A 19036-nucleotide genomic window follows, 5' to 3' on the forward strand; every position below is an offset into this window, starting at 1 on the left:
CACTTCAAGGTACACACAGAATGGGCAGAATCGCACTGCTGTTCGCGATGATTCTTATGCCAGTCCTTAGCTGGGCAATCACACCTGAACCCGCACAGCCGCTGGCTCCGGTAAGCAAAGAGTTAAAAAAACAACTGCTGGGTACACCGGTGTTTATTCAGATTTTCAAAGAAGAGCGTACGCTGGAGCTCTATGGCAAAATCGGTAATGAATATCGCCTGCTGGACAGCTATCGCATCTGTAATTTTTCCGGCGGACTCGGTCCCAAGCGCCGCCAGGGCGACTTCAAAAGTCCGGAAGGTTTCTACAACGTCAAACTCAATCAGCTGAAACCTGACAGCCGCTTTTACCGCGCCATCAATACCGGTTTTCCTAACCAGTACGATCGCAGCAAGGGCTATAACGGCAACTATCTGATGATTCACGGCGACTGCGTTTCCGTGGGCTGCTACGCCATGACCAACGGCTCAATGGATGAGATTTTCAACTACGTTAATGCGGCCCTGCGTAACGGCCAGCAGGAGATGCAGCTGAATATTTATCCGTTCCGCATGACGGAAAGCAATCTTCAGCGTCATCGCTATTCGACCTACATCGATTTCTGGCGCGAACTGCAGCCGGGCTACGCCTATTTTGCTAAATATCACGTACCGCCCAGCGTTAACGTCACCGCAACGGGTCAGTATGCGGTGAACAACACGCCGGTACTTTCTGCACCGGACGCGGCGTCCAAATCATTCCTGGCGCTCACCCAGGCAAAATAGTGCCCACTCGCCTGGCGCTATCCGGTGCCAGGTTTCATTTCCGGTCAGCGGCTGCGTGGCGATAACCGTCACCACATCATGCGGCGTGGTCTGCTGCTGGAAATCGATCTCCACATCCTGATCCAGCAGGCGCGCTTTACCAAACGGCGCGCGCCGCGTGATCCAGTAGAGATTGGTGGAGCAGAACGCCATCAGATAGCGACCATCCGATAGCAGCATATTGAAAACGCCCTTTTCACGCAGCTCGCCGGCGATTTCAGCGATATAGCGGAACACGGCGGGCCAGTTACCTGGCGTGCGCGGATAGCGCGCCTGCAGCTGTGAGAGGATCCAGCAAAACGCCTTTTCACTGTCGGTCTCCCCCACCGGGCGGAAGTGGCCGCTGTCGAGCTGGCGATAGCCTTTAAGCTGTCCGTTGTGCGCGTAAGTCCAGTTGCGGCCCCACAGTTCGCGGGTAAACGGATGCGTATTCTCCAGCGAGACTTCGCCCCGGTTTGCCTGACGGATATGCGCGACCACCGAGTGCGATTTGATCGGATACTCCTGCACCAGGCGGGCAACCGGTGAATTTACGCTCGGCAGCGGATCTTTAAACGTGCGGCACCCTTTACCTTCATAAAAGGCGATACCCCAGCCATCTTTATGCGGTCCGGTACCGCCGCCGCGCTGCACCAGTCCGGTAAAACTGAAACAGATATCCGTAGGGACATTGGCGCTCATCCCAAGCAATTCGCACATAGCTTCCCCCCTTCTCACCCCTCCCGGCATGCGGGAAGGCAGCGTAAATTACTTAACCATCTCTTTTTCAATCAGCAGCATCAGGATATGGATCACTTTAATGTGGATTTCCTGAATGCGATCGGCATAGCCGAAATGCGGAACCCGGATCTCAATATCCGCACTGCCCGCCATTTTGCCGCCATCTTTGCCGGTCAGGGTGATCACTTTCATTCCCTGCGCGCGCGCGGCCTCAATCGCTTTGATGATGTTAGCGGAGTTGCCGGAAGTGGAGAGCCCCAGCAGCACATCGCCTTCGCGCCCGACCGCTTCCACGTAGCGCGAAAACACATGGTCATAGCCGAAGTCGTTGCTGACGCAGGAGAGATGGCTGACATCAGAAATCGCAATCGCCGGGTAGCCAGGACGATTTTCGCGATAGCGGCCGGTCAGCTCCTCGGCAAAATGCATCGCGTCACAGTGCGATCCCCCGTTACCGCAGGAGAGCACTTTTCCGCCCGCTTTGAAACTATCTGCCAGCAGCACCGCAGCGCGCTGAATAGCGTGGATGTTCGCGTCGTCACTTAAAAATCGGGTCAGGGTGTCGGCGGCTTCGTTGAGTTCCGAGCGAATGATGTCCTGATACATAAGAGATGTCCTTTAGCGGAGAGGTTAACCCGGCAAGTTTAACGGAATGCCACAGGGGCGCAAAGCGCTGGCAGCAGGGAAAACGCGTCTGCCACAGCGTAGCCAGGCGATAAATGCGCCAGCCGCGATGATTTTGTGAGCCTGGTTGTAATTGTGATGTAAAGGAATTGCTTATTAAGAGCGGCTGCTCTAAACCTGTGACTAACAGGTCAGACCTCTTACTACTTACGGAGCGATTCACTATGCTGCTGGTTTCCATTGTGGCGACGCTACTGCTGGTTAGCGCCCTCTTTTATCATCAGATATCTCTGCGTCTGAGCAGCGCCATCCTGCTGCTCTGGACCGCTGCCATGGCCTTAACCGGCCTCTGGAGCGCCTGGCTGCTGCCGCCGCTGGCGCTGCTCCTGCTGCCGCTTAACCTGACGTCGCTGCGCCAGCGCCTGTTTTCAAAACCAGCCCTGCGGGGCTTTCGTAACGTCATGCCGCCGATGTCACGCACAGAGCAGGAAGCGATCGATGCCGGCACGACCTGGTGGGAAGGCGACCTGTTTCAGGGCAAGCCGGACTGGCAGAAGCTGCACAACTATCCGCGCCCGCACCTCACCGCTGAGGAGCAGGCGTTTCTGGATGGTCCGGTTGAGGAAGCGTGCCGTATGGCAAACGACTTCGCGATTACTCATGAGCTGGCCGATTTGCCGCCGGAGCTGTGGGCCTATCTGAAGCAGCACCGCTTTTTCGCCATGATCATCAAAAAAGAGTATGGCGGACTGGAGTTTTCCGCTTATGCGCAGGCGCGCGTGTTGCAGAAGCTGGCTGGCGTCTCCGGTATTCTGGCAATCACCGTCGGCGTACCGAACTCTCTGGGACCGGGCGAACTGCTGCAGCATTACGGTACTGAGGAGCAGAAAGATCACTATCTGCCCCGTCTGGCACGCGGCGATGAGATCCCCTGCTTTGCCCTGACCAGCCCGGAAGCGGGTTCTGATGCGGGCGCCATTCCTGATACCGGGGTGGTCTGCATGGGCGAGTGGCAGGGTCAGCAGGTGCTGGGCATGCGCCTGACCTGGAACAAACGCTATATTACGCTGGCACCGGTTGCCACCGTGCTGGGCCTGGCGTTTAAACTCTCCGATCCCGATGGTCTGCTGGGCGATAACCCGGAGCCGGGAATTACCTGTGCACTGATCCCGACCCATACGCCGGGCGTGGAGATTGGTAATCGCCACTTCCCGCTCAACGTGCCGTTCCAGAACGGCCCGACGCGCGGCAACAACATTTTCGTGCCGATTGACTATATCATCGGCGGCCCGGCGATGGCCGGTCAGGGCTGGCGCATGCTGGTCGAGTGCCTCTCGGTCGGGCGCGGCATCACCCTGCCCTCTAACTCCACCGGCAGTCTGAAAAGCGTGGCGCTGGCCACCGGCGCTTATGCGCACATCCGCCGTCAGTTCAAAGTGGCGATTGGTAAAATGGAAGGTATTGAAGAGCCGCTGGCGCGTATTGCCGGTAATGCTTACGTTATGGACGCGGCCGCCACGCTGATCACCACCGGCATTATGCAGGGTGAAAAGCCCGCCGTGCTCTCTGCGATTGTGAAGTATCACTGCACCCACCGCGGCCAGCGCGCCATTATTGACGCGATGGATATCGCGGGCGGCAAAGGCATTATGCTCGGAGATAACAACTTCCTCGCCCGCGCCTATCAGGGTGCGCCAATCGCCATTACGGTTGAGGGCGCTAATATCCTGACGCGCAGCATGATTATCTTCGGCCAGGGTGCCATTCGCTGCCATCCCTGGGTGCTTAAAGAGATGGACGCGGCGGCGAAGAACGATCTCTCCCGCTTTGACCACGCGCTGTTCAGCCATATCGGTCACGTCGGCAGCAGCGCGGTACGCAGCCTGTGGCTCGGCCTGACCAACGGCCGCACCAGCGCCGCGCCGACGCGTGACGCCACGCGCCACTACTATCAGCAGCTTAATCGTCTGAGCGCGAACCTGGCGCTGCTCTCCGATATCTCCATGGCGGTGCTCGGCGGCAGCCTGAAGCGGCGCGAGCGCATCTCTGCCCGCCTTGGCGATGTGCTGAGCCAGATGTATCTGGCCTCCGCCACGCTGAAACGCTATGACGAAGAAGGCCGCCATGAGGCCGATCTGCCGCTGGTGCACTGGGGCGTGCAGGATGCGCTGCATCAGGCAGAAGTGGCGATGGACGATCTGCTGCGTAACTTCCCGAACCGTCTGGCCGCCGGTGCGCTGCGCCTGGCTATCTTCGCCGGCGGCAAACGCTGCCTGCCGCCGTCAGATAAACTTGATCATAAACTGGCGAAGCTGCTGCAGCTGCCTTCTGCCACCCGCTCCCGCCTTGGCCGCGGTCAGTATCTGACGCCAGCTGAGCATAATCCGGCGGGCCAGCTGGAGCAGGCGCTGCAGGATGTGATGGCGGCAGAAGTGATCCACGATCGCCTCTGTCAGCAACAGAAAAAGCATCTCTCCTTTACCCGCCTTGATGCGCTGGCGCAGCGGGCGCTGAAAGAGGGGCTGATCGACGAGAGCGAAGCGCAGGTGCTGATCCGCGCAGAAGCAAGCCGGCTGAAAGCCATTAATGTAGATGAGTTCGTGCCGGAAGCCCTGGCCGCACCGAAGCCACAACCCCGGCCGCGGGCGCAGCCCAGCGAAGCGGCATAATCCCGACACCAGGTGCCAGACGCCTCCTTACGGAGGCGTTTTTTTTTTTGCCTGCGCCAGCGCCTACGCGGCCTGGCGAATGCGGGCAACCAGCGCCTCTTCATCCGCAATATGGTCAGCGGCCAGCATCAGGGTGCGCCCCAGCGCCAGCGCGCTGTGCAGACAGGCGTTGCGCATCTCCTCATCATCGATACCGGAAAAATCACTCAGCGTGATAGCGCTGAGGCTGCGCCGGATCAGCGCTGCACCGCTGTAGCCGAGAGCGTCATGCCAGACCGACTGCAGCAGCAGCTGGTCACATCCGGGCCAGCTGAAGAGCGCTTCGCTGCCGACCCGGCGGCGAAAGCTGGCGGAAAATCCGCGCCACAGCTGCTGAACTGCCTGCAGATGCTGCTCGCGCGCATCGGCGGCTTCGCGCAGCGGCAGCTGGCCGGGGGCAGCGCAGTAGTGGATCAGCAGATCGCTTAACGCCCCGCTGACGGCAAAACCGACAGGCGCAGCGCAGCCATGCTCAGGCAGCAGCGTTTCCGGACGGGTAAGAAAACGCCAGCGCAGTACACCGAGGATTTGCTGCAGCGCCTCATCCTGCTGCAGCTCCGCCGCCAGCCCCTGCAGCGTAACCGGCACCGTCGCGGGCTGCCAGTTGAACAGCTGTTCCGCCAGCCGGCGTGCCGCTCCGTCATTTATCCCGGTTGATGCCGCCAGCAAAGTCTGCGCCAGCGCCTCGCCGGCGGCGCTGTTGTCATGAGGTTGTGCCATTACCTGCTCCTGTAAAAGCTGCATTTAGCCATCTAAGCGTCTCGATTGCCAAAGAGTAGCATCCTGATTATAGTGTCAGCAATACAGGGTTTCTTATCACGCTGCTTATGCGCAAGGCCAGCTTACTATGACGCCATTTGATCTTATTCCCGACAGCAAGCTTCCCGCGACCGGCACCACGATCTTTACGCAGATGAGCGCGCTTGCCGCCCGGCACGGCGCCATTAATCTTTCCCAGGGATTTCCCGATTTCAGCGGCCCCGCCCTGCTGCAGGCGTGGCTGGCGCATCACGTCAGTCAGGGAGCCAATCAGTATGCGCCGATGATCGGCACGCCGGAACTGCGCGACGCCATAGCGGATAAAACCGCCGGGCTTTATGGCTACCGGCCCGACGCCGGCAGCGACATTACCGTGACCAGCGGGGCGACGGAAGCGCTCTACGCTGCCATTACCGCGCTGGTGCGCCCCGGCGACGAAGTGATCTGCTTTGACCCCAGCTACGACAGCTATGCGCCCGCGGTAACGCTGGCGGGCGGCGTGATGCAGCGCATCGCCCTGCAGCCGCCTGAGTTTCGCGTCCCCTGGCCTGCGTTTCGCGATCGGCTCAGCGCACGTACGCGGCTGGTGATCCTGAATACGCCGCACAATCCCTCCGCTACCGTCTGGCAGCAGAGCGATCTGGAGGCGCTGTGGCAGGCGATTGCGGATCGGGAGATTTATGTGCTGAGCGATGAAGTGTATGAGCATATCTGTTTCAGCACGGCAGGCCATGCCAGCGTGCTGGCGCATGCCGGACTGCGCCAGCGCGCGGTCACCGTCTCCTCATTTGGCAAGACGTATCATATGACCGGCTGGAAAGTGGGCTACGCCATAGCGCCACCCGCTATCAGCGCCGAGCTGCGTAAGGTACATCAGTACCTGACCTTTTCCGTCAATACTCCGGCCCAGCTGGCGCTGGCGGATATGCTGCGTCAGCAGCCGGAACACTACCGGACGCTGCCTGAGTTTTACCGTGCGCGGCGCGATCGTCTGACGCAGGCGCTGGCAGCCAGTCGCTTTCAGGTATTACCCTGTGAAGGCACCTATTTTTTACTGCTGGACTACAGCGCGATCTCCGATCTCGATGACGTCAGCTTCTGCGAGTGGCTGACCAGAGAGGCGGGCGTCGCTGCTATCCCGCTGTCGGTGTTCTGCGCTGATCCTTTCCCGCACCGGCTGATCCGCCTGTGCTTTGCCAAACAAGAGGCGACGCTTGACGCCGCCGCGGAGCGCCTGTGCAAACTTTGAAGATTACTCTGCTGCAGCAGCCGCTGAGCTGGATGAACGGCGCCGCTAACCTGCGTCACTTTGATCGGCTGCTGGAAAAACTGAGCGGACGCGATGTGATTGTGCTGCCGGAGATGTTTACGACCGGCTTTGCCATGGAGGCGGCACAGGCTTCGCTGCCGCAGCAGGAGGTGGTGGCCTGGCTGCAGCATCACGCGCGGGCCACCCAGGCGCTGATCGGCGGCAGCGCGGCCATTCAGACAGAAGCGGGTGCGGTAAACCGGTTTCTGCTGGTGGAGCCAGACGGCACGCTGCATCAGTATGACAAACGCCATCTGTTTCGTATGGCGGAGGAGCATCAGCACTATCTGCCGGGCGAACGCCGGGAGTTGGTTTACTGGCGCGGCTGGCGCATTCTCCCGCAGATTTGCTACGACCTGCGCTTTCCGGTGTTTTCCCGCAACCGCAACGATTACGATCTGGCGCTCTATGTGGCCAACTGGCCGGCTCCACGCGCGCATCACTGGCAGGCGCTGCTGATGGCGCGCGCCATCGAAAATCAGGCGTATATCGCCGGCTGTAACCGGGTGGGCAGCGACGGCAATCATCATCGCTACCGCGGCGACAGCCAGATTATCTCACCGCAGGGGGAGATCCTCGCAGCCGCTGAACCGTTCACCCCGGCACGTCTGGATGCGGAGCTGTCGCTGGAGGCGCTGCAGGCGTACCGCGAGCGCTTTCCGGCGTGGCGCGATGCTGATACGTGGACGCTGGAATAGACCGCCGGCCGGCACCGGTAACGCCGGTGAGAAAAGCAAAAAAACCGGAAGCGCGTGGCTTCCGGTTCTGTTTTTACACGGGCGTATCAGGCGCGATGCAGCGCAGGATAATTACGCCAGATCGAAACGGTCCAGGTTCATCACTTTCGTCCAGGCGGCCACAAAGTCATGGACAAATTTCTGCTTCGCATCGCTGCTGGCGTACACTTCCGCCAGCGCGCGCAGGATGGCGTTAGAGCCGAACACCAGATCGGCGCGCGTGGCGTGATATTTCACTGCACCGCTTTCACGATCGCGTCCTTCAAACAGCTCCGCGCGTTCATCAGTGGCGCGCCATGCGGTGCGCATATCGAGCAGATTGACAAAAAAGTCGTTGCTCAGCACGCCCGGGCGATCGGTAAACACGCCGTGCTGACTGCCGTCATAGTTGGTGCCGAGCACGCGCAGGCCGCCCAGCAGCGCCGTAAGCTCCGGCGCACTCAGCGTCAGCTGCTGCGCTTTATCCAGCAGCAGAGTCTCCGTTGAGGAACCGCTCTGCACGCGACGATAGTTACGGAAGCCATCGGCCAGCGGCTGAAGCACGTTAAACGACTCAATATCGGTCTGATCCTGACGCGCATCCACGCGGCCTGGCATAAACGGCACCTGTACCGCCACGCCAGCGGCGGCTGCCGCCTGCTCAATACCGACGCTGCCCGCCAGCACAAGGATATCCGCCAGTGAGAGCTTGCCGGACGCCTGCTGGATCTGCTGCAAGACCGGCAGCACATCGCTTACCACGCCGGCATTGACCGCCCAGCCGTTCTGCGGTGCCAGCGCCAGACGCGCACCGTTGGCCCCTCCGCGCTTATCGCCGCCACGGAACGTTGAAGCGGATGCCCAGGCCACGGAGACCAGCTGGCTGACGTTCAGGCCCGATGCGGCAATCTGCGCTTTAGCCTGCGCAATATCATCAGCGCCAGGCTGATGCACCGGCTGCGGTAACGGATCCTGCCACAGCAGATCTTCCTTCGGTACTTCCGGGCCGAGGTAGCGCGCTTTGGGTCCCATATCGCGGTGAGTCAGCTTGAACCAGGCGCGGGCGAACGCTTCATTAAACGCCTGCGGATCGTTCAGGAAGCGGCGCGAGATCTTCTCAAACTCCGGATCGAAACGCAGCGTCAGATCGGTCACCAGCATGGTGGGCTTGCGCTTTTTCTCCGGCTCAAACGGATCGGGGATGATCGCTTCTGCATCTACCGCTTCAAACTGAATCGCGCCCGCCGGGCTGTGCGTCTGCACCCACTCATATTTGAACAGATTTTCAAAGAAGTAGTTGCTCCACTGGGTTGGCGTCTGCGTCCAGACCACTTCCAGACCGGAGGTGATGGCATCTGCGCCGGCGCCGCTGCCGTAGCTGTTGTGCCAGCCAAAGCCCTGCGCTTCAATCGGCGAGGCTTCAGGATCGACATCAAGGTGGCTGGCGGCCGCCGCCCCGTGCGTTTTACCCAGCGTATGCCCGCCAGCGATAAGCGCGACGATCTCTTCATCGTTCATGCCCATGTTGCCAAAGGTGGCGCGGATCGCCGGTGCTGCAGAACGCGGATCGCCGCTCGCTTCCGGGCCCTCAGGGTTCACATAGATCAGGCCCATTTCGGTGGCGCCCAGCGGGGCATTTGCGAGGCTCTCGGGATGACGGTGGGCCAGCCACTCTTTTTCATGGCCCCAGTCCACATCCATATCCGGCTCCCAGACATCCTCACGACCGGCACCAAAACCAAAGGTACGGAACCCGGCGTTCTCCAGGGAGACGTTACCCGCCAGAATATAGAGATCGGCCCAGGAAATTTTCTGGCCATACTTCTGTTTTACCGGCCAGAGCAGGCGTCGTGCTTTATCAAGGCTGACGTTATCGGGCCAGGCGTTGAGCGGCGCAAAGCGCTGCTGTCCGCGTCCGGAGCCGCCGCGGCCATCAATGGTGCGGTAGGTGCCGGCGCTGTGCCACGCCATACGAATAAACAGGCCAATGTAACTGCCCCAGTCGGCGGGCCACCAGGATTGTGAATCGGTCAGCAGCGCGCGGATATCCGCTTTTAGTGCCACGTAGTCAAGCTGGCTGAACGCTTCGCGGTAGCTGAAATTTTCATCCAGCGGATTAGAGCGGCTGGAGTGCTGATTCAGCAGGTCGACCCGCAGCATATTAGGCCACCAGTCGCGGTTCGAGGTGCCGCTGCCGGCGCCGCGTGCAAGCACGCTCTTCTCTTCTGACGCTCCATGATGAAAAGGACATTTTCCGGACGCTGCAGCATTATCGTTATGGTCTGGCGTGCTCATTATTCGGCTCCATTGGCTTCACGTTTTGCGGTTAAGATAGCGGCACTCAGGAGCAGAATATATTTGGATGGACCGAAAGCTTTGATAGCTTTTGTCTTTCAAAAAGAGGTTTTGTGACAGGCTGCACAAAATGAAGCGCGACCGTTCAGCTGCCGCGATAGGTGGACCAGGACCAGGGGGAGATCAGAAACGGCAGATGATAATGGCTGCCCGCCCGTCCGATCACAAAGTCTATCTGCGCGCTGACATAGAGCGCATCGCGCCCGCCAGCGGCAAAATAGTCGCCAATCTCTGCCGTCAGCCGGTAGTGCCCCGGCGCTAAAGGTTCCGGTGTTAAATCGCTGATACGCCCGTCGCGATCGGTTTCTCCTTCACTGACCGGAAACCACCCTTCCGGGCTGTTCTGCTCCAGCGAGACGGCAACGCCTGCGGCCGGTGTGCCGAGCGCGGTATCAAGAATGTGCGTGGTGATGGTGCTCATATGATGCTCTCCTTAAGCCGTAACAGGGTAATTTCCCGCAGCTGCGCCAGCGTCTCCTGCTGTTCGCACGCTTTATTATTGTTAAGCCTGCGCTGCAACTCTGCCAGCATCTGCTCCGCGCTGCGTCCGCTGGCCCGGATCAGAAATACCCGGCCAAAGCGTGCTTCATAGGCCTGATTCCCTGCGCGCATCGCGAGCTGCAGGTCGCGGTCCGCCTGCTGCATCGCAGCCTGCTCCTGACGCGACAGCGTGGCCTCATGCGCCGTACCCAGGGCTGCTTCACCAATACGCGGATGGGCGCTGAGCGCCTGCTCCAGCTCCGCCTGTTGCCAGCGCTGCGCCAGCTGCTGCGCCTGCCCGGCCAGCGCACTCAGGGAGGCATAGGGCCGTGCGGCCACCAGCGCCTGCTGCCAGGCAGCAATGGCGACGCAGTGCGCGATCGCCTGACGGGCGTCAGCCTCATCCGCCTGATTAAACTCATTCAGCTTCATGCCCGCTCCCTTATGCCTGCGCCAGCGCGGTTACCGCCTGCAGATACGCCTGCACGCCCAGCGCCACGTCGTTCGTATTTACCGATTCCGCCGGATGGTGGCTGATACCGTGATGGTTACGCACAAACAGCATACCGACCGGCCAGCGCTCCGCCATGGCTATTGCATCATGGCCCGCCCCGCTCGGCAGTGCCAGCGTGCAGCCCTGAACGGTTTCAACCGCCGCGCCCAGCGCCTGCTGCAGCCGTTTATCGCACGGCGTCGCGGCAATGCGGTAATATTCGCTGGCGCTGAAGCTCACCCCGCGCCGCAGCGCAATCGCCTGCGCCTGCGTTAACAGCTGCGACAGGTGCCGCTCCAGTGGCTCATCCTGCGGGCCGCGAATATCCAGCGACAGCTGCACCTCTCCCGGAATGACATTCACTGCGCCAGGCTGACAGCTGAGTGTGCCGGTTGTCGCCACCAGCGGCGCCTGCGTCGCCTGTTCGATAAACAGCATCCACTCGGCGGCGGCGGCCAGCGCATCTTTACGCAGCAGCATCGGCACAGTGCCGGCGTGTCCCGCCTCGCCGCTAAAATGGCAGTTAAGGCGGCGCGCGCCGTTGATGGCGGTGACCACGCCCAGAGCTAAATCCGCCTCCTCCAGGCAGGGCCCCTGCTCGATATGCAGCTCCAGATAGGCGGCGATCTCGCTGACATGACGTGCTGCGAGACTTACCTGTGCGGCATCCAGCCCGGCATCCTGCATCGCGGCGGCGACCGTAATGCCGTTGCCGTCGGGATGAGTGATCCAGCTCTCCGGCCAGCTGCCGGTCAGGCCGCGGCTGCCCAGCAGCGTAATGCCGAAGCGGGTCCCCTCCTCATCCGCAAAACCCACTATCTCGACCGCCAGCGGCAGGCGCTGCCGGCGATCGTGCAGCCACTGCACGGTTTCAATTGCGCTCAGCACGCCCAGCATGCCGTCATAGCGTCCGGCGTTGCGCACGGTATCAAGATGGGAACCGAGCAGCAGCGCCGCTGCGCCCGGCTCGGCCGCCTCATAGCGGCCGCAGATATTGCCCACGGCATCCTGCCAGGTCCGCATGCCCGCCGCCTGCATCCACTCCGCCACGCAGGCGTTAGCGCGCAGGTGCTCCGGAGAGAGATAAACGCGCGTCAGGCTATCCTCCTCCTCGCTGATCTCCGCCAGCGCATCACAACGCGCCATAATGCGCGCGGCGGCCGACTGCGCCTCTTCAGCGCTCATCTGGCGTGCACTCATGCTTCGCTCCCGTAGCGATCCCAGGCGGCCTGCAGCGCCGCACCCTGCGGCGTACCAAAACCGCAGTGCTGCAGTACCGCTTCAAGCGCGCTCAGGGTCTGCATCACGCAATCTTTACGCGCGTTGTAGCCCATGGTGCCGATGCGCCACACTTTGCCGTGCAGCGGACCAAATGAGGTGCCGATCTCAATGCCAAAATCGTCCAGCATCAGTTTGCGCACCTGGTCACCGTTCACGCCCTGCGGAATGACAACGCCCAGCACGTTGTTCATCTTGTGCTGCAGATCGCCAAAGGTCTCCAGTCCCATGCCCTGGATGCCTTTCAGCAGCGCGTCACCATGCAGCTTGTGCCGGGCGATGCTGTTATCCAGCCCCTCCTGCAAAATGATGCGCGCGCATTCCCGGGCACCAAACAGCGCGCTGGTCGCTTCCGTATGGTGATTAAGCCGCTCCGGCCCCCAGTAATCCATGATCATGCCGAGATCGAAATAGTTGGAGTAGATCATCTCGTCATCACCATCCTGATGCGCCGCCGTGCGGATCCCCTCCTCCACGCATTTACGCTTGCGGATGATCTCCTCCATCTGCGGGCTCAGGGTAACGGGAGAGGTGCCGGAGGGACCGCCCAGGCATTTCTGCATGCCGGCAGAGACCGCATCCAGCCCCCAGGCATCAGTTTCCAGCGCGTTACCCGCCAGAGAGGCGGTGGCATCGGTATAGAACAGTACGCCATACCGGCGACAGATAGCGCCCAGCTCCGCCAGCGGCTGCAGCATAGTGGTTGACGTGTCGCCCTGCACCGTCAGCAGCAGGCGCGGCTTAACCCGTTTGATCGCATCCTCAATCTGATCCGGCGAGAACACTTCGCCCCAGGGCACTTCAATCGTATGCACTTCCGCCCGGCAGCGCCGCGCAATCTCGCACAGCAGATGACCAAAACGGCCAAACACCGGCACCAGTACCCGATCGCCGGGACGGATAGCGGAGAGCAGAATCGCCTCGATGCCGGCGCGTGAGGTGCCGTCAATCAGCAGCGTCCAGCGGTTTTCGGTGCGAAAAATGCCACGATAGAGCGCCATGACTTCATTCATGTAGTGCGTCATCGCCGGATCGTACTGCCCGAGCAGCTGGCTCGACATGGCGCGCAGCACGCGCGGGTCGGCGTTAATCGGCCCTGGCCCCATCAGCAGACGCTGCGGCGGATTGATCTGAGAGAACTGATGAATGTCCATAGTGAATTCCTTAATGGCCCCGCTCAGAGGCGTACGGTCGAGATAAACTGTTTCAGTTCGGCGGTCTGCGGCTGCGCAAACAGCGTTTTACTGCTGCCCTGCTCCCACACCCGCCCCTGATGCATAAATACCACCCGGTCGCCCACGTCGCGGGCAAAATTCATTTCATGCGTCACGAGTATCAGCGTCATCCCCTCCGCCGCCAGCTGCTCCAGCACCTTCAGCACCTCGCCCACCAGCTCCGGATCGAGCGCGGAGGTGATCTCATCGCAGAGCAGCACTTTTGGCTGCATCGCCAGCGCCCGGGCAATCGCCACACGCTGCTGCTGGCCACCGGAGAGGCTGGCCGGGTAGTAGTCCAGTCGCTCACCCAGCCCCACTTTTTCCAGCATTTTTGTTGCCAGCTGCCGGCACTCCGCCGCGCTTTTTTTCAGCACGCGGCGCGGTGCCAGCATCACATTCTCCAGCGCGGTCATGTGCGGAAAAAGATTGAAATTCTGGAACACCATACCGACCGAGCGGCTGATTTCACGCGCCTGAGATTCACGATGCGTAATGGTCATGCCGCCCAGCTTAATGCTGCCCTCCTGGTAACCCTCCAGACCGTTCATACAGCGCAGCAGCGTGCTTTTACCGGAGCCGCTGCGGCCGATAATCGAGATCACTTCGCCATTATCGATATCCAGATCAACCCCTTTCAGGACATGATTCTCGCCGTAGTATTTCTGAACCTGATTAATGGTGATGAGCGGCATGGAATTTTTTCTCCAGGTACTGGCTGTAGCGCGACAGCGGATAACACATCAGGAAGTAGCCAAGCGCCACGAGGCCAAACACCTTAAACGGCTGATACGTGACGTTGTTTAAAATAGTGCCGGCTTTCGTCAGCTCGATAAAACCGATGATTGAGGCCAGCGCGGTGCCTTTGATCACCTGCACCGCAAAGCCCACCGTCGGCGCAATGCCGATGCGGATCGCCTGCGGTGCCACGACGCGGCAGAGCGTCTGGCCGAAGTTCAGGCCGAGGCAGCGTGACGCCTCCCACTGACCTTTTGGCAGCGCGCGTATGCTGCCGTACCAGATATCGAGCAGAAAGGCGCTGGTATAAAAGGTCAGCGCCAGCGAGGCGGCGGTCCACGGCGCCACGTCCACGCCAAACAGCCCGACGCCAAAAAACGCGAGAAACAGCTGCATCAGCAGCGGCGTGCCCTGAAACAGCGCGGTATAGCCCTGAATCAGCCGCGTCAGCCACGTCTTTTTCAGCAGGCGCAGCAGCAGCAGCGGCAGCGTCACCAGCGTGCCGCCGGCGAAGGCCACCAGCGACAGCAGCAGCGTCCAGCGTGCGGCCAGCATCAGATTGCGCAGAATGTCCCAGTCGGTAAAGGTTGTCATGCCGGCTCTACTCCAAACCATTTACGCCCCAGCGCCAGCAGCAGCTGACGCATCGCAACTGACAACGCCAGATAGAGCAGCGTGGTCACCAGGTAGACTTCAAAACTCAAAAATGTGCGGGACTGAATCAGATTGGCCGCAAAGGTCAGCTCCTCATAAGAGACCTGCGACACCACCGATGAGCCGAGCATAACGATGATGCACTGACTGACCAGGGCCGGATAGATGCGCTGCAGCGAAGGTGGCAGCACCACGCGCAGAAAGGTCTGCGCGCGGCTTAAACCCAGCACGCGCCCCGCTTCCCACTGTCCTTTCGGCGTGACCTGAATGCCGGCGCGGATAATCTCTGTGCTGTAAGCGCCGAGATTGATCAGCATTGCCAGCAGCGCAGCTTCTCCGGCGGTAAGTTTTACCCCCAGGTTGGGCAGGCCAAACACGATAAAAAACAGCTGTACGACAAACGGCGTATTGCGGATCAGCTCCACATAGACGCCCCAGAGGCGGCTGGCCCAGCCTGGCCTGCCGCTGCGCAGCGCTGCGCCGAGGATGCCGAGGCTGACGCCACCGAGCGTAGCCACCACCGTAAGCTGCACAGTGACCCATAGCCCGGCCAGCAGTTCCGGCCAGTAAGGCCAGAGTTCAGCGAAATTTAGCTGCGCCATGACTCAGGCACCGAGCGAAGCGCGCAGCGGCGCTTTCAGCCACTCTTCCGAGAGCTTATTCAGCGTACCATCCTTTATACCCTGTTCGATCAGCGTATCGACCTCTGCTTTCAGCGCCGGCTCATTCTTCTTCAGACCGATAAAGCAGGGAGAATCTTTCAGCATAAACTGCGCCACCGGCGCTTTTGCCGCGTTCTGCCGGGTAATGGCCGCCACCACCAGATTACCGGTTGCCACATACTGCACCTGACCGGAGAGATAAGCCGAAAGCGTGGTGTTGTTATCTTCGTAACGCTTGACCTGCGCATCTTTCGGCGCGGCCGCGCTCAGCACCATATCTTCAACCGCGCCACGCGTAACGCCGATCGTTTTGCCGCTCAGTGCGGCGGCATCCTTCAGCGTCTCACCTTTCGGCCCGAACACGCCGAGGAAAAAGGGCGCATAGGCGCGGCTGAAGGCTATGACCTTTTCCCGCTCCGCATTTTTACCCATGCTGGAGATCACCAGATCGACTTTGTCCGTCTGCAGATAAGGTACGCGGTTGGCACTGGAGACCGGCACCAGCTGCAACTTCAGTTTCATCTGCTTTGCCAGATAGCGCGCCATGTCGATGTCATATCCCTGCGGCTGCAGATCGGTGCCCACTGATCCAAACGGCGGGAAATCCTGCGGCACTGCGATGCGGATCACGCCGCGCTTTTGAATATCCTGTAGCTGATCCGCCTGCGCGCTGCCTGCCTGAGCCAGTAAAAGCGCCGCACCCGCTACCGCCAGTAAAACCTTTTTCATTATGCACCCCGGTGTGTTGAACGTGAAACAAAAGATTCTTACAGGCAGTGACTGCAACTAATGTGCCAATCAAAGCGACAGAAAAAAACCGGTAACAAACCGGCATAAAAGGGGTCAGCAGCAGGAAAAATCGGGTACTGGCGTACCCTGCTTCAGAGATTCAAAACGGTGCAACGCACCATTTCAGTGCCCGCTATCGGTGTTCCAGCTCATCCAGATGCTGATAGAGATCGGCTATCTGATGAATACGCTGCCGCCCCTGCGACAGGGTTTCATGCAGCAGCGCGTTTGCCAGTAAATTGACCAGGCTCATGGCTGAAGCGTAACTGTCGAAGGCAGACACGCTGTCAAGCGGTGCACAAAGCTGCCAGCGTGCCACGCCCTGAATCCCCTGCGCCTGCGGCTCCGAGAGCGCCAGCAGCGGGATATCACGCTGCTGCAGCTGCTGCATCAGCGGACGCAGCAGGCGCGGACGTCGCCGGAACGCCATCACCACCACCATATCGTCCGGGGTAATATCCACCAGCTCTTCGCCCAGCGTCTGGCCCGGCTGCGGCAGCAGTACCACGTGGGCACGCGCCTGCAGCAGCTGCTGACGCAGATGCAGCGCGACCGGATACGCGTTGCGCATACCGATGATAAAGACGCGTTTTGCGCTGCCCAGTGCGGCGATGACGTCGCTTAACTGCTGGCTGTCGATACGGTTGATCCACTGCGTGAGGTTTGCCATCTCCTGCTTATAGTGGCGCGCCAGCAGCGTGTTGCCCTGCACCGCATCGCGGTTGTCGGTGAGCGGCATTCCGCTCTGCCGCAGGGTGCGCAGCTCATCGCGCATATCTTTATATTTTTCATAGCCAAGGCGCCGGAACAGCCGGCTTACCGTTGCTTTGGAGACGCCGCTTAGCCGCGCCAGTTCAGCACTGTTGTAGCTGATCAGGTCATCAAAATGGTCAAACACAAAGTCAGCAATGCGCTGCTCCTGAGGCGACAGCTGCGCGTACTGGCTGCGCAGGCGTTCATCGAGTTGTTTCATGCGTTGTCCTGTAACTTTCGTTTCACCCTGCTCTAGCATAAATCGATCCAGCACCCACCGACAGAAAAAGTGGAACAGCTCTTGCTTATGTTTACGTCAGGGAATGCCGCCGCAGCGGGTTTGGCAGCTGTGCCGGATGGAGATGAGCAGAAATCAGCCGGGAACAATTATGATTCAGAGCAACATGGCCCCGCAGGGCATGGTCGTCACCCCCCATCATCTGGCGAGTGAAAGCGCCCTTGCCGTACTGCGCGACGGCGGCAGCGCACTCGAAGCGATGGTCGCCGCCGCCGCAACCATTGCGGTGGTCTATCCGCATATGAACGGGCTGGGCGGCGACGGCTTCTGGCTGGTGGTGCCGCCTGAAGGAGAACCCGTTGCGATTGATGCCAGTGGCGCCGCCGGCTCGCTGGCGACAATGCGTTTTTATCAGGGCCGGCAGACGATCCCGCATCGCGGGCCGGAAGCGGCGCTGACCGTCGCCGGCACCGTCAGCGGCTGGCAGGAGGCGCTGACCCTGTCACAGGAGCTGGGCCATGCGCCGCTGCCGCCACACCGTCTGCTGCGCGATGCTATCCGTTACGCTGCCGACGGCATACCGGTTACCGCCTCGCAGGCGGCCGCTACCGCCGCAAAAGCGCCTGAGCTGCAGCATCAGCCCGGCTTTGCCGCCACGTTTATGCCGGACGGCGGACCGCCACAGCCGGGCAGCCGCTTTACCCAGCCTGCGCTGGCGGCCACGCTCAGCCAGCTGAGTGAAGAGGGGCTGGAGAGCTTTTACCGCGGCCGGCTGGCGCGGTCGCTGGCAGATGACATGCACGCGCTGGGGATGCCGGTCACGCTGAACGATCTGCAGCAGCATCGCGCCCGGCGCTGCACCCCGCTCCACCTCGCACACAGCGAAGGCGATATCTGGAACATGACGCCGCCGACGCAGGGGCTGGTGTCGCTGGCGATTCTGGGTATTACCGATCGTCTGGATATGGCGCAGGCTGATGAAGCTCAGACGCTGCACCGGATTGTGGAGGCGACCAAGCAGGCGTTCAGCCTGCGCGATCGGCATATCACCGATCCGCGCCATAGCGATACCGACGTGCAGGCGCTGCTCAGTGCCGATCATCTTGCCAGCCTTGCGACCAATATTGATGACCATCGCGCCGCGCCGTGGGGAACCGGACGCGGTCCGGGCGATACCGTCTGGATGGGCGCCATCGACAGCAGCGGGCTGGCAGTCTCTTTTATTCAGAGCATCTACCACGAATTTGGCAGCGGCGTGGTGCTGCCAGGCAGCGGCATCACCTGGCAGAATCGCGGCGCGGCGTTCAGCCTGCAGCCCGATCATCTGCTGGCGCTGCTGCCGGGCAAGCAGCCGTTTCACACGCTTAACCCTGCTGCCGCCCGCCTGAAAGATGGCCGGGTCATGGTGTATGGATCGATGGGCGGAGATGGTCAGCCGCAGACGCAGGCGGCCATTTTTACCCGTCACGTCATTCAGGGTATGCCGCTGCAGCAGGCGGTCAGTGCGCCACGCTGGCTGCTGGGGCGCACCTGGGGCGAGGCCTCTGACTCACTCAAACTGGAAGCGCGCGTAGCGCCGGAAACGGTGGGTCGGCTGCGTCTGCTGGGTCATCAGGTTGAGCTGCTCTCTGACTTCAGTGAAGTGGTAGGCCATGCGGGCGCCGTAGTGCGCCACACCAGCGGCATGCTGGAAGGCGCTTTCGATCCGCGCAGCAACGGCAGCGCAGCCGGTTTTTAACAGGA

18 protein-coding genes are annotated in these 19036 nt (G+C 60.8%); 5 read left to right on the forward strand and 13 right to left on the reverse strand.

Annotated elements, in window-relative coordinates; all coding sequences use genetic code 11:
* The first annotated feature begins 20 nt into the window (after positions 1–20).
* Complete coding sequence (dpaA, locus tag FS690_RS07435) at positions 21–764, forward strand: peptidoglycan meso-diaminopimelic acid protein amidase (protein WP_039382866.1); 744 nt, start codon at positions 21–23, stop codon at positions 762–764.
* Here the strand turns inward: dpaA and FS690_RS07440 are convergent.
* Both FS690_RS07440 and lpcA read right to left on the reverse strand, forming a co-directional pair.
* Complete coding sequence (locus FS690_RS07440) at positions 735–1502, reverse strand: class II glutamine amidotransferase (protein ID WP_039382863.1); 768 nt, start codon at positions 1500–1502, stop codon at positions 735–737. The genes dpaA and FS690_RS07440 overlap by 30 nt on opposite strands.
* A gap of 48 nt (positions 1503–1550) precedes the next feature.
* On the reverse strand, positions 1551–2129 hold the full coding sequence (lpcA, locus tag FS690_RS07445; RefSeq protein ID WP_065650032.1) for a D-sedoheptulose 7-phosphate isomerase: 579 nt from the start codon (positions 2127–2129) through the stop codon (positions 1551–1553).
* A gap of 242 nt (positions 2130–2371) precedes the next feature.
* Here lpcA and fadE point away from each other — a divergent pair, with 242 nt between their 5' ends.
* Positions 2372–4816: an acyl-CoA dehydrogenase FadE gene (gene fadE / locus FS690_RS07450; RefSeq protein WP_145339290.1), complete on the forward strand. Its 2445-nt coding sequence runs from the start codon at positions 2372–2374 to the stop codon at positions 4814–4816.
* Between the two features lie 63 nt (positions 4817–4879).
* On the opposite strand, the gene FS690_RS07455 is transcribed toward fadE, so the two are convergent.
* A complete protein-coding gene (locus FS690_RS07455) occupies positions 4880–5575 on the reverse strand; it encodes a hypothetical protein (RefSeq protein ID WP_145339292.1) in 696 nt (231 codons plus the stop codon).
* A 127-nt stretch (positions 5576–5702) separates the two neighbouring features.
* Here FS690_RS07455 and FS690_RS07460 point away from each other — a divergent pair, with 127 nt between their 5' ends.
* Positions 5703–6863, forward strand: a complete 1161-nt coding sequence (locus FS690_RS07460) for a pyridoxal phosphate-dependent aminotransferase (RefSeq protein ID WP_145339294.1) — start codon at positions 5703–5705, stop codon at positions 6861–6863.
* The gene (locus FS690_RS07465; protein WP_104084600.1) at positions 6851–7621 is read left to right on the forward strand and encodes an amidohydrolase; all 771 of its coding nucleotides are present in this window, start codon (positions 6851–6853) and stop codon (positions 7619–7621) included. Before FS690_RS07460 ends, FS690_RS07465 begins: the two co-directional genes overlap by 13 nt.
* A gap of 111 nt (positions 7622–7732) precedes the next feature.
* Here FS690_RS07465 and katG read toward each other — a convergent pair whose 3' ends face one another.
* The 10 genes from katG to hpxU form a co-directional block, all read right to left on the reverse strand.
* Complete coding sequence (gene katG, locus FS690_RS07470) at positions 7733–9934, reverse strand: catalase/peroxidase HPI (RefSeq protein ID WP_145339296.1); 2202 nt, start codon at positions 9932–9934, stop codon at positions 7733–7735.
* Between the two features lie 145 nt (positions 9935–10079).
* On the reverse strand, positions 10080–10415 hold the full coding sequence (uraH, locus tag FS690_RS07475) for a hydroxyisourate hydrolase (RefSeq protein ID WP_039382842.1): 336 nt from the start codon (positions 10413–10415) through the stop codon (positions 10080–10082).
* Positions 10412–10906, reverse strand: a complete 495-nt coding sequence (gene uraD / locus FS690_RS07480; protein WP_145339298.1) for a 2-oxo-4-hydroxy-4-carboxy-5-ureidoimidazoline decarboxylase — start codon at positions 10904–10906, stop codon at positions 10412–10414. Before uraD ends, uraH begins: the two co-directional genes overlap by 4 nt.
* Before the next feature lie 10 nt (positions 10907–10916).
* Positions 10917–12167 (reverse strand): allantoate amidohydrolase, encoded by a 1251-nt coding sequence (gene hpxK / locus FS690_RS07485; protein ID WP_145339300.1) that lies wholly within the window; start codon positions 12165–12167, stop codon positions 10917–10919.
* On the reverse strand, positions 12164–13399 hold the full coding sequence (locus tag FS690_RS07490) for an alanine--glyoxylate aminotransferase family protein (protein ID WP_145339302.1): 1236 nt from the start codon (positions 13397–13399) through the stop codon (positions 12164–12166). The genes hpxK and FS690_RS07490 overlap by 4 nt, the downstream gene beginning before the upstream one ends.
* A gap of 23 nt (positions 13400–13422) precedes the next feature.
* Positions 13423–14154 carry an amino acid ABC transporter ATP-binding protein gene (locus FS690_RS07495; RefSeq protein ID WP_039382834.1) on the reverse strand — a complete coding sequence of 244 codons (732 nt, stop codon included), beginning with the start codon at positions 14152–14154 and terminating at the stop codon, positions 13423–13425.
* A complete protein-coding gene (locus FS690_RS07500) occupies positions 14135–14791 on the reverse strand; it encodes an amino acid ABC transporter permease (RefSeq protein ID WP_145339304.1) in 657 nt (218 codons plus the stop codon). The genes FS690_RS07495 and FS690_RS07500 overlap by 20 nt, the downstream gene beginning before the upstream one ends.
* Complete coding sequence (locus FS690_RS07505) at positions 14788–15453, reverse strand: amino acid ABC transporter permease (RefSeq protein WP_039382832.1); 666 nt, start codon at positions 15451–15453, stop codon at positions 14788–14790. The genes FS690_RS07500 and FS690_RS07505 overlap by 4 nt, the downstream gene beginning before the upstream one ends.
* A gap of 3 nt (positions 15454–15456) precedes the next feature.
* A complete protein-coding gene (locus FS690_RS07510; RefSeq protein ID WP_145339306.1) occupies positions 15457–16242 on the reverse strand; it encodes a transporter substrate-binding domain-containing protein in 786 nt (261 codons plus the stop codon).
* Positions 16243–16435: 193 nt separating this feature from the next.
* Positions 16436–17275, reverse strand: a complete 840-nt coding sequence (hpxU, locus tag FS690_RS07515; protein WP_039382830.1) for a MurR/RpiR family transcriptional regulator HpxU — start codon at positions 17273–17275, stop codon at positions 16436–16438.
* A gap of 169 nt (positions 17276–17444) precedes the next feature.
* Between hpxU and FS690_RS07520 the strand changes: the two genes are divergently transcribed.
* A complete protein-coding gene (locus FS690_RS07520) occupies positions 17445–19031 on the forward strand; it encodes a gamma-glutamyltransferase family protein (protein WP_145339307.1) in 1587 nt (528 codons plus the stop codon).
* Positions 19032–19036: the final 5 nt, after the last annotated feature.

The sequence above is a fragment of the Pantoea sp. PSNIH1 genome, assembly GCF_007680655.1.
Classification (GTDB): domain Bacteria; phylum Pseudomonadota; class Gammaproteobacteria; order Enterobacterales; family Enterobacteriaceae; genus Pantoea; species Pantoea eucrina.